Source organism: Planococcus sp. 1R117A (genome assembly GCF_051417975.1).
Taxonomy (GTDB): domain Bacteria; phylum Bacillota; class Bacilli; order Bacillales_A; family Planococcaceae; genus Planococcus; species Planococcus shenhongbingii.
Genome location: NZ_JBPRLO010000001.1, coordinates 491,953 through 506,321, shown reverse-complemented (window position 1 = coordinate 506,321; position 14,369 = coordinate 491,953). Strand labels below are relative to the sequence as shown.

Below are 14,369 nucleotides of genomic sequence, written 5' to 3'. Positions count from 1 at the left end.
GCCCGCGGGCGCTTATTTTTGTTCCATCGATTTCGCGATTTCTATAATGACTTGTGTAGCTTTTTCCATGTTCTGCACAGAGATGAACTCGTACTGGCCATGATAGTTTTCACCGCCAGTAAAAATATTAGGTGTCGGCAAGCCCATATAAGATAATTGGGAACCGTCTGTACCACCTCTGACAGGCACGATGTTCGGTTCAATCTCAAGTGTCTTCATAGCTGTTTCGGCTGCATCGACAATTTCCATTGCTGGTTCAATTTTCTCACGCATATTGTAATATTGATCTTCAATCTCAAGTTTAATGGCTTCATTGCCATACTGCTCTTGCAGCTTAGCGGCCACGTTTTTCATATGGCTCTTTTTCGCTTCGAAAGCCTCTTTGTCAAAATCGCGAATGATATAGGAGAGAACCGCTTGATCAACATTTCCATTAAAACTGTTCAAGTGGATAAACCCTTCGTAGCCTTCGGTCAATTCAGGTACCTCATTTTTCGGCATTTCTTCCTGGAAGCGGATAGCGACCGTTTGGGCATTGATCATTTTATCTTTGGCTGAACCGGGATGAACGCTTTTCCCTTGGACCGTCAGTTTGGCAGCAGCTGCGTTAAAGCTTTCATACTGCAGTTCGCCAAGAGGCCCGCCGTCCATTGTATAAGCAAAGTCAGCTGCGAAACGCTCTACATCAAACTTATGTGGTCCGAGGCCAATTTCTTCGTCTGGTGTAAAAGCTACACGGATTTTTCCATGCTTAATTTCAGGATGTTGAACCAAGTATTCCATGGCGGTCATAATTTCGGCAACACCCGCTTTATTGTCGGCACCAAGCAAAGTGGTGCCGTCAGTAGTAATCAAAGTATGGCCAACATAATTCTTCAAGTCAGGAAAGTCGGCGACTGCCATAGTAACGGAAGAACTCAATTGAATGTCGCTGCCATCGTAATTGTCGATGCGCTGCGGATTGACGTTTTTTCCTGTGAAATCCGTAGCGGTGTCGACATGCGCCAGAAAGCCGACAACGGGAATTTCTTTTTCTGTGTTGGCAGGCAAGGTGCCGAACAAATAACCGAACTCGTCCATGCTGACATCTTCCAAACCGATTTCCTTCATTTCGTTTTCGAGTTCATGCAACAAATCCCATTGCCCCGGCGTAGAAGGTGTTTCAGTGCTCTCAGCATCCGATTGTGTATCAATTTTTGCATAGCGGACAAGGCGCTCAATCAGCTTTTCAAACATATACAGTTCCCCCTAAGTATGTAATCACTTTATTTTAGCATGAAAATAGGGAATTTTGGCAATACGCCCAAATGCTGCGCATTCGGCTCGGAGGAAAAATGAAATACGACCAGCAACGGATAAAATACGAACAGTAGCAGACGAAATACGACCAGCAAAGATAAAAATACGACCAGCAAGACAAAAAATACGATTCTAGACAATAAAAAAGACAGCGGATCCGCTGCCTATGCCGGCTTCTTAAGCAGAGCCGGCAGGTTTTTTCCGGAAAACAGAAGAAACTTTGTTTTCTGTTCCGTTTTTAATGCGCGTGATGTTCTCGAGATGCTTCCAGACTGCCATAGCAAACAAAGCGAAGGCGGTGACTAAAGGCCATATGCCTTCGGCCGGCCAAAAGGCAATGGCAAAAAACATGCCATATAATACGAGAACCCCGACCACTAAATAGCCGGTAGCCAGTGCTGCCAGCACCAGCAGCAGACCGCCGGCAAGGCCAAGCTTCCAATCAAGGGCCAGCATGGCGCCGATAACTGAAGCTGTTCCTTTTCCGCCATCAAAGTTCATATAGAACGGGAAGTTATGGCCGAAAACGACAGCGGCCGCTGCGAGAAATAGCAGCATCCAAACCATTTCATCCGGCAGAGAAGCGCCGCTTAGCAAAAAGCGGAATCCCATAACAACAGCTGCTCCTTTAAAAATATCAAGAACAGCAACAAGCGCCCCGTATTTCCAGCCGAGAACAATAGCTGCGTTTGAAGCCCCTGAATTTTTGACGCCTTTATTTTTGACGTTTACGCCGGACAGCAGCTGGGCAATAACAGAACCATGAAGACAACCGATAAAATAACCTGAAAAGAGTGCAAGTGCAATCCATAGAATCATTATTGTTCACCTCTATACAGTAAACGTATTCAATAAGTCATAGGTTTCAAAATCTTTTGAAAAAATGCGCTTGACAAATTTCTCTGTTTTATTCTATACTACTCAACATGATGGAAAACTAAATCTGAATACTCTTATCAAGAGAGGCGGAGGGAATAGGCCCTATGATGCCCGGCAACCAACAAGCAATGCTTGGAAAGGTGCTAAGTCCTACAGATCCGGCAAGACGGGATCTGGCAGATGAGAGGAGGCAATCCGTATATCACGGCCCTCTTCTTAATTGAAGGGGGCTTTTTTCTGTTCCTCCTCAACCATGGTTTCCATCAAAAAAACCTTAGGAGGAAAACAAAATGACAAACTTTAAACCAGAAACGCTTTTATTGCACGGAGGACAACAACCGGATCCAGTTACTGGAGCAAGAGGTGTAGCCATCCATAAAACGACTTCTTATGTGTTTAAAAATACGGAGCACGCCCAAAATCTATTCGGTTTAAAAGAAACAGGAAATATTTATTCACGCATTATGAACCCGACGGTTGATGTTTTCGAACAGCGCGTGGCGCTTCTTGAAGGCGGAACAGCTGCTGTAGCCTTGGCTTCAGGAATGGCAGCTATTGCATTTTCTGTTTTGAACGTAGCAGAAGCGGGCGATGAAATTGTTGCGGACGCCAATTTATACGGAGGTACATACAGTCTCTTCGCCAACACATTGCCGCGGTATGGCATCAACGTCAAATTTGTTGACGGTACAAATCCTGAAAACTTCCGTGAAGCCATTACTGATAAGACAAAAGCGATTTTTGGAGAAATTATTGGAAATCCAAGTTTGAATGTTCTGGATGTAGAAGCAGTGGCCGCAATTGCCCACGAAAATCAGATTCCTTTATTGATCGATAACACATTCGCATCGCCATATGGCAGCAATCCAATTGAGTTTGGTGCTGACGTCGTTATCCATTCTGCAACAAAATGGATTGGCGGACACGGAACAACTATCGGAGGGGTTGTTGTAGATGGCGGTAAATTCAACTGGAATAATCCAAAGTTCCCGAGCTATACACAACCGGATGAAAGCTACCATGGAATCCGCTACGGCATCGATGTGGAAGGTGCGTCTTTCGCGACGAAACTGCGCGTTCAATTGTTGCGTGATTTCGGTCCATCACTCAGCGCCGAAAGTGCCCATGCCTTTTTACAGGGATTGGAAACCTTGCACTTGCGCATTCCACGCCACAACAGCAATGCCCGTATTGTAGCGGAATACTTAAAAGCTCATCCTCAAGTCGAATGGGTCAATTACATTGGATTTGAAGACCACCCATCTCATCAATTGGCACAAAAGTACTTAAAAGACGGATACGGTTCAATTGTCAATTTTGGTGTCAAAGGCGGACGGGAAGCAGGGCGCAAAGTGATTGACAGCGTTGTGTTATGGTCTCATGTGGCAAATGTTGGAGATGCGAAATCGCTGATTATTCACCCGGCTTCGACAACGCATCAGCAATTGAAGAAAGAAGAACTGGAATCATCAGGTGTTACGGAAGAATTGATCCGTTTATCGATAGGGTTGGAAAATCCAGAAGACTTAATCGCCGACCTTGAACAAGCAATTCAGGCAGCGGTACTCGAGAACGTATAGGAGGGAACGGAAATGACGACAGTATCCATAGGAACACTTCCCCTGGAGTCGACGGAAGTCTTGCATAACGTAGAACTTGCCTACGAACGGTGCGGCAAAAAAGATGCTCCTGTGATTCTCGTCTGCCATGCTTTAACAGGCGATCAATTTGCAGTCGGCAATGCTGAAAATCCGGGCTGGTGGTCAGGATTGATCGGACCAGGGAAAGCCGTGGATACAAACGTTTTTCAAGTCATTACATTTAATGTGTTGGGTGGCTGCAATGGATCAACCGGTCCATTGTCCCTCAATCCGGAAACGGGTCAGCCATACCGGGCTTCGTTTCCAAATCTTACAATCCGCGATATGGTCCGGGCGGAGCATGCGGCGTTAAAGGAATTGGGTATCTCTCATTTGACCGCGGTCCTAGGAGGATCGCTGGGAGGGATGAAAGCACTTGAATGGGGGCATTTGTACCCGGATTTTGTTGATGCCATTCTTCCGCTTGCTGTGACCCCTGCTTACAGTGATTATGGTGTGGCTTTCAATTGGATTGGCATTCAGGCAATAGAAAATGATGCGCTCTTTAAAGATGGAAATTATACGGATTCCTCCGAGCTGAAAGGCTTTGAATTGGCGCGCATGGCCGCCATGGTCACTTACCGGAGCGGCAATCTATTCGATCAGCGGTTCCGCCGCTGTTCCAATGACAGCCGTTTTGAAGTGGAGTCCTATCTCGATTATCAAGGGAAAAAATTGGCCAGGCGTTTTGATGCCAATAGCTACTTGACCTTACTGAAAGCGATGAATACCCATGATGTATCTAAAGAAAGAATAGAAGTAGAAATCTTTTCCTTGTCATTTACAAAAGATTTGCTGTACCCAAGCGAGCAATTGATTCCTTGGCTTCAAGGCTTGCCGAATGCATCCTGGGAAATCATTGAAACGAATTTCGGGCATGATGGCTTCCTTGTTGAATTTGAGAAATGGAGTGGCCATATCCGAAAGAAATTGAATAATTTAGTAGTTCCCCAACTCATGCGATAAGCATGAGTTTTTTTATTTTCTCATGAAATTGGAAAGCCTTCAGACCTATGTAATTCTCTCTATTTAAACAATATTGAAATCAAGATTTTAAATTTTGAAAATAATCAAAAATGAATAAAAAGAACCGATTGGAAAGAATGAAGGATGATAAATTGGTTTCAATAAATACCTATTTAAGGTTATTAAGTCCTAGAATTACCGTATGAAGAATAGGTTTTATTTGAAAAAAAGCGTATAAGGTATTTAGGCTCAAGAGACTTTAGAATTACTAAATCTCATTTTATTTGCTGTATTATTTTGACAAGTCTTTTAAAATAATGGTAAGCATAAGTAGGGAATTTCAATATGAATAAAAAGTGAACTAAATTCTTCTCTTATTAAGAACCAAAATTTTTATGCATCATCATCAGTTTTTTATTTCTCTACTATAAAAGCAGAAAAGAATTAATAGGCTTATGCCGAGGGAGTGCCAACATGATCGAGTCTAAGAGAAAAGCAATTATCTTTTTCCTGCTTGCTGCAATTTTAGCAGGAACAGCCGGGTTTTTAACTTTGCAAAAAGTTAAAGCGCTGAACAATGACCTGGGGACCATGGTGAACGTTTATGCAGCAAGCGGAGACATTGCCTCACGGAGTGTGATAACGCCAAAAGACATTACCGTGGAAGAAATCCCTAAAAAGTTCGTAACGGAAGAGCATATTGTCAATACGGATGATTTAGAAAACAAAGTATCAGTAATACCTTTGTCTGCTGGTGATTTAATAACAAAAAATATGTTGAAACAAGCTTCAGCCGTTATGGAAGAAAACAACCGTCTCATTACTTTGATGGCTTCCGAACGAGTGTTTTTTGATGAACAGCTTGAAGCATTGGACCGCGTGGATATTATTGTTTCCTTGAAGGACAAAGATGAAAATAAAACCGAGATTTTCATGAAAGACGTGAAAGTTGCCAGAGTGGCAAACGACAATAAAAAGTTTGGAGGAGTGCAAGTAGAAGTAGCACTCGATCAAGCTCCAAAATTAATACATATGCAAAATTACGCAGACAGTGTGCGAATCATAAAAGCAAATGTCGGCAATGGAAAAGCTGCTGCCCCGCAAGTAAAGAAACAAAAACCTAAAGCTGAAGAAAAACCTAAAGCCAAAGAAAAATCTAAAGCTGAAGAAAAGCCTAAAGCTGCAGAAAAAAAGGAAGCAGATAAGAAAGAATAGGATGGCGCCGTTGAAACGCCTACAGAGAGCTGAGGGAACTTAAAATGAAACAATCCAATTTACTGATAGTAGGACAACAAAACGAGCTGTTTGCATCGCTTACTAGGCAATTTGGAGAAGAGTTTGACTATACCTGGTTAGACCCGAGCCACTTAAGATCCGAATTGAAAAACGTCGAACCCTCGATGGTTCTTCAACTTCATGACCCCGGCCATGATTTGGAAACGCATGCTTATTTACAGCAAGAACTGAACAATGTCCCAGTGGTATTCGTACACGAAAGCCATGATTTTCAGTTGTTCCGTGATTTAGTCAGAGCAGGAGCAATTGATTATTTTGTTATCCCGGAAGACTTGAATGGATTGGAAAACCAAATTTCCATCATGCTGGCCCGTTTGCAAACAACGCCTGAAAAAGAAAAGCAACTGAGCTTTAGAAGAGGCAGCGGCCAAGTCTTCGCTTTCTACAGCGGCAAAGGCGGAAGCGGAAAAACTTTATTAAGCACAGCTTTTGCCCAGACTTTGAAGTTCGAATCCACTGCTCAAGTACTATACATAGATCTCAACTTGCAATATGGCGGCGGAGAATCTTATTTGGGAGTCGAAACAACCCGCAATATTTTGGATCTGGAGCCGGTTATTAAAGAAATGACTGAGCAGCATTTACGCAATGTCACTGAAAAAGAACCTTTGTCAAAAATGGAACTTCTCATCAGTCCATGCGATGCGGAACTTGCCGAATACATAACAGAAGATTTTGTCACCAGGCTTTTACGAGTTTGCCGAAGAGCATACGATTTTATCATTGTTGATTTGCCAGTCAATATGGATGAACGGACATATACGGCACTCATCGAAGCGGATCGCATTTATTACACCACTTTGCTCGACACTCCATCCATCCGGGTTTTTAAACATACAGAAGAATTGTTTCAGAAGTTAGGCATTCCTACCACTGACCGACTGGAATTGGTAGTGAACGAGGTAGGAAGAGAAAATGAGTTAAGCAAAAAAGATATTGAGCGGTTTATCGAGTATCCGGTTGCTGCTGAAATCAGACGTGATATAAAAGGAGTGCAAGCAGCCATTAACAAAGGAGAGACCCTCCGCAAAATGCCAAAAGAGAAAAAACTGACCCCGGCCGCTAAAGACATAAGGAAATGGGTCGTTTCAATGTTAAAATAATCGTTTTTTTAGGAAGGAAGGAAAGCGATGTCGCTCTTTCAAAGAAAAAGAACCGAATCGGCAGCAGCGGTCAGCGACACTATTTCAACGCAGACTTCACAATTTTTAACTCCATTTTTGGAGGAGCTGCTGGAACATTATAAAAACCGGCTGCTGGCCGAAACCAATTTGGAACCTCTTATTGCAGCTGAAGAAATTGATCGACGCATCTCGATTGAACGGTTGATCAGCCAATTTATGCTTGAGGAAAAAGTGGTTATTTCCAAAATGGACAGAGAGACGCTGCTGACTCGCCTAATTGATGAAACAGTCGGTTTTGGACCGATTGAGCAATTATTAAAAGATCCTTCGATTACAGAGATTCTGGTGAATGGACCGAAAGAGATTCATATTGAGCGGAACGGACGGCTGGAAGCTTCACATGTAACTTTTAAAAACGAAGAGCATGTCCGCCACATTGTGGATCGGGTCATTGCGCCTCTTGGGCGGCGAATTGATGAAAGTTCGCCAATGGTCGATGCAAGGCTTCCGGATGGCAGCCGGGTCAATGCAGTCATTCCGCCAATCAGTTTGAATGGAACGCTTTTGTCCATTCGGAAATTCCGAAAAGAACCTTTCGAAATGGAAGATTTGCTGCGGCTAGCTTCTTTAGATGAGCGCATGGCAGAGTTTCTTCAAGCGCTTGTGAAAGCAAAACTGAATATCTTGATTTCAGGCGGAACGGGCAGTGGGAAAACCACATTGCTGAATGCAGTAGCTAAGGCTATTCCGATAAATGAACGTGTCATCACCATTGAAGATTCTGCAGAACTTCGATTGAACCGTGGAAGCGTCGTGGGTATGGAAGCCCGCCCTGCGAATGTGGAAGGGCAGGGAGAAATCAGTATCCGCCAATTGGTGCGGAACTCACTCCGGATGCGCCCGGATCGTATTATTGTTGGTGAGGTGCGCGGTGCTGAAGCCTTTGATATGCTGCAGGCGATGAATACCGGCCATGAAGGCTCGCTTACGACTGTCCACTCGAATTCCCCGGTCGATGCCGTCAGCCGGGTGGAAGGAATGGTCATCATGGCGGGAATGGACTTGCCAAGTGAGATTATCCGTGAATACATCGTCGGAGCTTTGGATTTTATTATTCAGGCAGACCGGCTGGGAGATGGCCAGCGGAAAATCGTCAACATTTCAGAAGTTTATGTAGATAAAGACAAAGGTGTGAAAATCAGGGACGTCTTTATTTTTAAACGCACGGGAACCGGAAAAAATGGAGAAGTGCAGGGGTACTTTACGCCGACAGGCTATATCCCGCAATGCTTGAACCATTTGAAGATGTTTGGCATTGAACTCGATGAGTCCATCTTCAATATGCGCGAGGAGGTGGCGCAATGGACTTAAGCATTGCTGTTTTATACGGTGCCGCAGTTCTGGCGCTGCTGTTCGGCGGTTATTTGTTTCTTGATTACCGACGGAACAAGCAGGAATGGAAGAAAAAGCTGAAAACTTGGTATCCGGAGGAAAAGCGCAAAAGTGCGATCAGTGTCTGGGGCGACCGTTTTGATGAATCGGATGCATCGCAAGGGCTAACCAGAAAGCTGAAGAGCGCCAATGTCAATTTGCTCGCTTCCGAGTATATCGGTATGCACGCACTTGGAATTTTGATGTTTTATGTCGTATTCAATATGATTTTCAATATGGCGCCATTGCCGAGTCTCCTTCTGACCGCAGGTATACTGGCAGGAAGCCATTTTCTGTTGTTTTATATCCGGAAGAATAAATACGAAGATCGCCTGAATGGGCAATTAAGTGAAGTTTGCCGTTTGCTGGCGAATGCTGCAAGGTCAGGAATGACCATAACGCAAGGAATCGATATGGTGGCCAGGGAAGTCAACGAGCCGGCAAAAGATGAATTCAAACGCTTGTCAAATGAACTGAAACTTGGGGTGCCTTTTGAAACTGCTCTGCGCGCGGTCCAGAAGCGAAACGATTCAAGGGATTTCCAATTGTTTATTGCGACACTGTTAATACAAAAAAGAACGGGCGGAAACTTGGCAACGACACTTGAGACAATGTCGAATACCTTGGAGGACCGTAAGATACTGCACCAGACTATCCAGACTATGACGTCTGAGCAGCGCTATATTTCACTCATTGTCCCGGCGATGCCGATTTTTATCTTATTGTTCATGAACAATATTATAGAAGGCTTTACCGATCCGCTGACAACGCCCATCGGCATTATTTTAATGATTGCTTTCGGACTCGGAATCATCTTATCGTTTTTCCTGATACGTCAAATTACAAATATTAAAGTGTAGGTGAAGGGTTTGGATGCTCTCATAATTTTTATCATCATCGCCTTTTGGTTCATGGTGGTGCTTGGAATCAGGAACTGGTCAGTTTATATACAGGAAAAACGTGATGTGCTGGTTCATGTTTCAGAACTTACCAGCATTGATGCTTTTAATAAAAAGAAGAAAAAGCGAAAGCAGAAAGCGAGCTTATTTCAACGAATGACCGGTTATGCAGATGAATTTGCAGAGCTTGGCCAGCGCATCAATTTTTTTAGTGAAAACATTGAAGTAGCTGATTGGCTGAAAAAGTCCGGTAATCCTTATAATCTCACATTATCCCGCTTTCAGGGGCTGAAAATCCTGTTGTTTGTAATCGGTTTTTTTGCGGCGATGCTGTTTTTCATCATCGGCTTCCCGTTTTCTAAATATGGTTTGGTATTTTTACCGCTGCTCGGCTATTTCACGCCGATTTACATCGTTAGACGCCAAGCAAAAATGCGGCAAGAGAAACTGAGCCGTGACCTCCCGGATTTCCTCGATACAATCAGCACCAGTATCCAGGCGGGTGTCAGCATGGACCAGGCATTAAGGGAGGTGATCCGCTTTTTCGACGGTCCGCTCCAGGAAGAATTTATGCGCTTCATGCAAGAAATAGACTTAGGCGTGCAGCGTGAAACGGCTTATCGAAATTTGCTGGAACGAAACGACAACGAAGAATTCCAACAGCTGATCAAATCCTTGCTGCAAGGCATGAAGTTGGGTGTTCCGATTGCAACGACATTTAAAATCCAGGCAGAAGACATGCGTCAACTGCGTCAAGAACGCGTCAAGGAACTGGCAGCCAAAGCTTCGCCAAAAGTGACGCTCGTTACGACCTTTGTCGTTGCGCCGGTTTCAATCATGATGATTGCCGGTTTGATGTTATTGAACATGATTTATGGTGAAAATAGTATATTCAATATTTTGGACTAAAAATTAGGAGGAATTGACATGAAAAAGAAATTAAACGAACTTAGCTTGCAAATGGTGTCTTCAGTACAAACGAAAGTAGCGAACGAAAGAGGATCTCAAACTTTGGAATGGATCGGCATTGCAGCGGTCATCGTTATTGTAGTGGGTGTCGTTTCCCAAGCTTTCTCGGGCGGCGGATTCGGAGATACATTGGTTACTAAATTTGAAGGCTTTATCAACAAAATCGGCGGAGGGGCTTAATGCCTCCCTGCTTTTATTGGTGTAGCGGCACATTCCAGGACAGATAAACAGAACTTTTTCTTGGAAAAAGGATAAGCATCAAGAAAGGAGCATACGATGAAATTAGTCAAATTCATGGCGGCATCGTTGCTTGCAATGGGATTAGCAGCCTGTCAGCAAGATGAACCGGAAGAACCAGGGTCAACTGGCGAGCAAACTGAAGCGGAAAACAGTAAAGAGAAATCTGTAAAGCCGGCAGAAGAAACAAATAAAAAACAAGCGGCAGAGGCAGCTATCCAAAAGCTGGAATTGATTGCGCTGCCAGAAACAGATGAAGATTTGATTCAACAGCCTGTTGGAAAAATAGGTCATCTGGATTTAGCAGGAGGCGATGAAAAAGAAATCGAACCGGCTTTCTTGGAAGCCTTCGGAGATGTACCTCCATTAACTGAAGTTGCAACCGATGAAGAAATGGATTTGTATTTTAACTATCTGTATTCCTTAGTGGCACATGATTTTCAAAACCCTCAAGATGTGCTGGATCAATTGGAATTCGCATTGTCTGGGACGCCCGAGGCAGATGAACGCTTTGCCTTCAAAGAGAACTACAATGTTGAAATCATCTTGGATGCCAGCGGTTCCATGGCCAATTACGTAGGCGGTGAAACCCGGATGGAGCTTGCAAAAGATTCAATCCGAAAATTTATGGCTGAAGTTCCAGAAGAAGCAAATGTTTCCCTTCGCATCTACGGACATGAAGGTACAGGATCTGAAGCGGATAAAGCGGCTTCTTGTGCAGCTGTAGAAGAAATCTACGAACGTGGCACTTATGAAAAAGAAAAGTTTGAAAAAGCTTTGAATGCTTTTGAACCGGCTGGATGGACGCCGGTAGCAGGCGCATTAGAGTCGGCCAAAGAAAGTTTTGCCGGCTTGGATAGCAAGACAAATACCAATCTGATTTATATGGTCAGTGACGGCATTGAAACATGTGGTGGAAATCCTGTTGCAACAGCGAAAACGCTGGCAGCAAGCGATATATCCCCCATCATTAATGTGATTGGCTTTAATGCAGATGCTGAAGCGCAGCAGCAATTGAAAGATGTTGCGGAAGCGGCAAATGGAATATTTTCGAACGTAACTGACGGCAAAGAACTGAGCGAACAATTCGAACAGTCAGAAGAGGTTCTAAGAAATTGGGAGAATTGGAAAATGGATTCAGAACTGGATGTCTTAAAAGCCAGCAATGCCAGTTGGCTTGCCATTCAAAAATTCGAAAACCATTGGAGTTCCGCTTCTCAAAAGCAAGAATTGGCACTAAGCAGAGGCGTCCGGTATCTACAGCAAGCCGGTTACATTACTTGGGATCAAGTAGATTATCTGGAGAAAAAAATCTTTGCAATCAGCGATTTGGCGAATGCCTCAAGAACACCTCTCGTCACGGAGTTGAATGAAGTGAAAGAAAAAGGTTTGAGTGAAATGCGCAAGCAAATAGAAGAGAAGTATCCTGATGAAGCAGCATAACAGTAAAAGGGGACTCCCCTTTTTCCAGCTTATTTATGCTAAATAAGTTGGAAAAGCGGGAGTCTATCAGCAGAGGTGATGGCGATGAAAAAGATGATGAATGAAGAAGGCTCAGCGACAATTGAATTTTTAGGAGTTGTCCCGCTGATTTTTACGACGATGATGATTGCCTGGCAGTTCATCGCTGGGTTTCATGGCTTAATGATTGCAGAATCCGCTGCAAGTGAAGCCGCTAAAGTCTATTCAGTAACTGCGGATGCCGGGGAAGCAACTGCCGCGGCGCAAAACATAGTGGACGCCGGCGGCAGTTACATCAGCTTTGCAGGCGCACCTATTTCAGGAACCAATGAATTTACAGCGGCAGTCAATGTTAAGATTGATTTTGTGTTTTTGCCGGCTAAGCTGTTCGCTGGAGGAAAGCCTACTTTTTCGTACAGCGCTGATACATCAGGCAAGGTGATCAAATGAAGAAAATTCGCATCCGTCTAAAAAACGAACAAGGCAATGTCGCACTTTTCGTTTTGGGCTTAATCAGTATTATGATTGTCCTGTTTTTGCTGATCTTGAATCTGGCAGGAGCGTTGATCGCGAAAGAACAAGCAGTATCTACTTCTCAGCAGGCAGCACTTGCGGCTACAGCCACTCTTTACGAAGAACTTCCGGGATTCATTCTTTCATACGAGAAAGACTTAAAAAAGTTCATTGAAGAAGAGGAGGCAGCAAAAGAAAAAGAAGAGGCAGCACAAGAAGAAGCGTCGCCTGAAGAACCCGCTGAACCGGAATTACCTGAAGCACCTGTCGAAGAAAAGAAAGAAAAAAGCATTGATGAGTTGATCGATGAAGAATCCGAGAAACTATCAGGCGAGATGGCAGATTATACACTCAATGAAATCCGCAATGAAGCGATTGACCGCATTTTGGCCAAAGAACTGGACAAAGGGCTTGGAAACGGCATGATGAAGGAAAAAATGAGTCTTGAACTGGAATTTGATTGGATCAAATCCATGAAGGAAAGTGCGAGGAATGCAATTTTAGCAAATGGCGGGGAACTCGATGGCGCTGTTATGACCGTCTTTGAAGACGGCCAAATTGTTGTGGAATCTTCCCGCGAAGTAGGCGCAATTGGCTATAACGGATTTTTTGCCGGCATCAAGGAAAGTTTGTTTAAATCTTCGAAAGGCCCGGAAGTGAAGTTTGTTCAAAAGTTACCCGGTTGGGAAGGGAGAACTTATTCCCTGGAATAGAGGTTTACTATGAAGAAAGAGAAAAAATGGCGCAGGATTTATTTTATATTAATGATTTTCTTTTACGGAATTTTTGTTCCTGTCACGATAGCAGAATGGCTATTTGCAGAAGGAAGCTTTCCATTTACAGCATTTGCTGTAGGACTGGCACTGCCCTATATGAGAAAGAACCATTTGCTTCAGCTTCAGAAACAATAAAAGGACGGAGGTTATTTTATGGAACGGCCAATCCGGTCAGCATTGACTTTTTTCGGACAGAAATACGAACGGATTCTGCTGCTTGTAATCTTTATTCAATTACCGATTATATTGATTCAGTTTTTTGCCTCCAATTATATTTTGGCAGCTACCCCGGCATTCGGTTCTCTTTTTACAATTGCAGACGTCTATAATGCATATATTGTCTTTACATTATTTTTGTTTGCTCTCGTGCCATTCGTTTATTTTTGGCATTACGAAGAAATGGGCCAGGAACAGCCCTTAAGGCTAGCATTTTTTCAATTCGCTTTAAAAGGCTTCCACTTTTTCTTATTTTCTACAGTGGCCGGTGCATTGATTATTATTGGCTTTAGTTTATTCGTGGTACCGGGCGTCATTCTGCTGGGAATATTTTCGATGACACCGATCATAGCTGTCATAGAAGGACAGTCGGTTTGGGCATCAATAAAAGAGAGTGTTCGGATTTTTAAAACCCAGCATTGGAAGATTATACTGCTGATTGCAGTTTTCGGCTTTGCTGAATTAATCGGATCTTATATGCTTCAATTGATTATTTTAGATATAACTACATCTTTTCTGGCAATAGCAGTTTGCCATATTTTCTTGAATACCATTTTCCTGCCTTTGTTTTACTTGATACTGGCTTCATTTACGGTGAAATGGAAAGAAGATTTAAGTTTGTTGACGATTGAAAACAACAACGACTTTGCAGTTTCGAAATAA

At 43.4% G+C, this 14,369-nt stretch carries 15 protein-coding genes and 1 riboswitch; of the genes, 13 read left to right on the top strand and 2 right to left on the bottom strand.

The window, feature by feature from the left end; translation table 11 throughout:
* Positions 1-12: 12 nt before the first annotated feature.
* Together pepT and ACSFXN_RS02230 are read right to left on the bottom strand one after the other, a co-directional pair.
* Positions 13-1,236, bottom strand: coding sequence for a peptidase T (gene pepT, locus ACSFXN_RS02235; protein WP_437148578.1), 1,224 nt, complete (start codon positions 1,234-1,236; stop codon positions 13-15).
* 240 nt (positions 1,237-1,476) lie between these two features.
* Positions 1,477-2,118 carry a glycerol-3-phosphate acyltransferase gene (locus ACSFXN_RS02230; protein ID WP_437148577.1) on the bottom strand — a complete coding sequence of 214 codons (642 nt, stop codon included), beginning with the start codon at positions 2,116-2,118 and terminating at the stop codon, positions 1,477-1,479.
* A gap of 131 nt (positions 2,119-2,249) precedes the next feature.
* A riboswitch (SAM riboswitch) is annotated at positions 2,250-2,365 on the top strand.
* A gap of 103 nt (positions 2,366-2,468) precedes the next feature.
* Here ACSFXN_RS02230 and ACSFXN_RS02225 point away from each other — a divergent pair.
* The 13 genes from ACSFXN_RS02225 (at position 2,469) to ACSFXN_RS02165 (ending at position 14,369) form a co-directional block, all read left to right on the top strand.
* Positions 2,469-3,758: an O-acetylhomoserine aminocarboxypropyltransferase/cysteine synthase family protein gene (locus ACSFXN_RS02225; RefSeq protein WP_437148576.1), complete on the top strand. Its 1,290-nt coding sequence runs from the start codon at positions 2,469-2,471 to the stop codon at positions 3,756-3,758.
* A 12-nt stretch (positions 3,759-3,770) separates the two neighbouring features.
* The gene (metX, locus tag ACSFXN_RS02220; RefSeq protein ID WP_437148575.1) at positions 3,771-4,784 is read left to right on the top strand and encodes a homoserine O-acetyltransferase MetX; all 1,014 of its coding nucleotides are present in this window, start codon (positions 3,771-3,773) and stop codon (positions 4,782-4,784) included.
* A 474-nt stretch (positions 4,785-5,258) separates the two neighbouring features.
* Entirely contained in the window at positions 5,259-5,999 is a 741-nt protein-coding gene (locus ACSFXN_RS02215; protein ID WP_437148574.1) for an SAF domain-containing protein, read from the top strand.
* Positions 6,000-6,043: 44 nt separating this feature from the next.
* A complete protein-coding gene (locus tag ACSFXN_RS02210; protein WP_437148573.1) occupies positions 6,044-7,183 on the top strand; it encodes an AAA family ATPase in 1,140 nt (379 codons plus the stop codon).
* Between the two features lie 27 nt (positions 7,184-7,210).
* On the top strand, positions 7,211-8,575 hold the full coding sequence (locus ACSFXN_RS02205) for a CpaF family protein (RefSeq protein WP_437148572.1): 1,365 nt from the start codon (positions 7,211-7,213) through the stop codon (positions 8,573-8,575).
* Entirely contained in the window at positions 8,566-9,495 is a 930-nt protein-coding gene (locus tag ACSFXN_RS02200) for a type II secretion system F family protein (RefSeq protein ID WP_437148571.1), read from the top strand. The genes ACSFXN_RS02205 and ACSFXN_RS02200 overlap by 10 nt, the downstream gene beginning before the upstream one ends.
* Positions 9,496-9,504: 9 nt before the next feature.
* Positions 9,505-10,443, top strand: a complete 939-nt coding sequence (locus tag ACSFXN_RS02195; protein WP_437148570.1) for a type II secretion system F family protein — start codon at positions 9,505-9,507, stop codon at positions 10,441-10,443.
* Between the two features lie 18 nt (positions 10,444-10,461).
* Positions 10,462-10,683 (top strand): hypothetical protein, encoded by a 222-nt coding sequence (locus ACSFXN_RS02190; protein ID WP_301855376.1) that lies wholly within the window; start codon positions 10,462-10,464, stop codon positions 10,681-10,683.
* Between the two features lie 96 nt (positions 10,684-10,779).
* Positions 10,780-12,183 carry a VWA domain-containing protein gene (locus ACSFXN_RS02185; RefSeq protein WP_437148569.1) on the top strand — a complete coding sequence of 468 codons (1,404 nt, stop codon included), beginning with the start codon at positions 10,780-10,782 and terminating at the stop codon, positions 12,181-12,183.
* 84 nt (positions 12,184-12,267) lie between these two features.
* The gene (locus tag ACSFXN_RS02180) at positions 12,268-12,651 is read left to right on the top strand and encodes a TadE/TadG family type IV pilus assembly protein (RefSeq protein WP_301855374.1); all 384 of its coding nucleotides are present in this window, start codon (positions 12,268-12,270) and stop codon (positions 12,649-12,651) included.
* Positions 12,648-13,427, top strand: a complete 780-nt coding sequence (locus ACSFXN_RS02175) for a pilus assembly protein TadG-related protein (RefSeq protein ID WP_437148568.1) — start codon at positions 12,648-12,650, stop codon at positions 13,425-13,427. Before ACSFXN_RS02180 ends, ACSFXN_RS02175 begins: the two co-directional genes overlap by 4 nt.
* Positions 13,428-13,436: 9 nt before the next feature.
* On the top strand, positions 13,437-13,625 hold the full coding sequence (locus ACSFXN_RS02170; protein ID WP_437148567.1) for a hypothetical protein: 189 nt from the start codon (positions 13,437-13,439) through the stop codon (positions 13,623-13,625).
* A gap of 18 nt (positions 13,626-13,643) precedes the next feature.
* Positions 13,644-14,369, top strand: coding sequence for a hypothetical protein (locus tag ACSFXN_RS02165; RefSeq protein WP_437148566.1), 726 nt, complete (start codon positions 13,644-13,646; stop codon positions 14,367-14,369).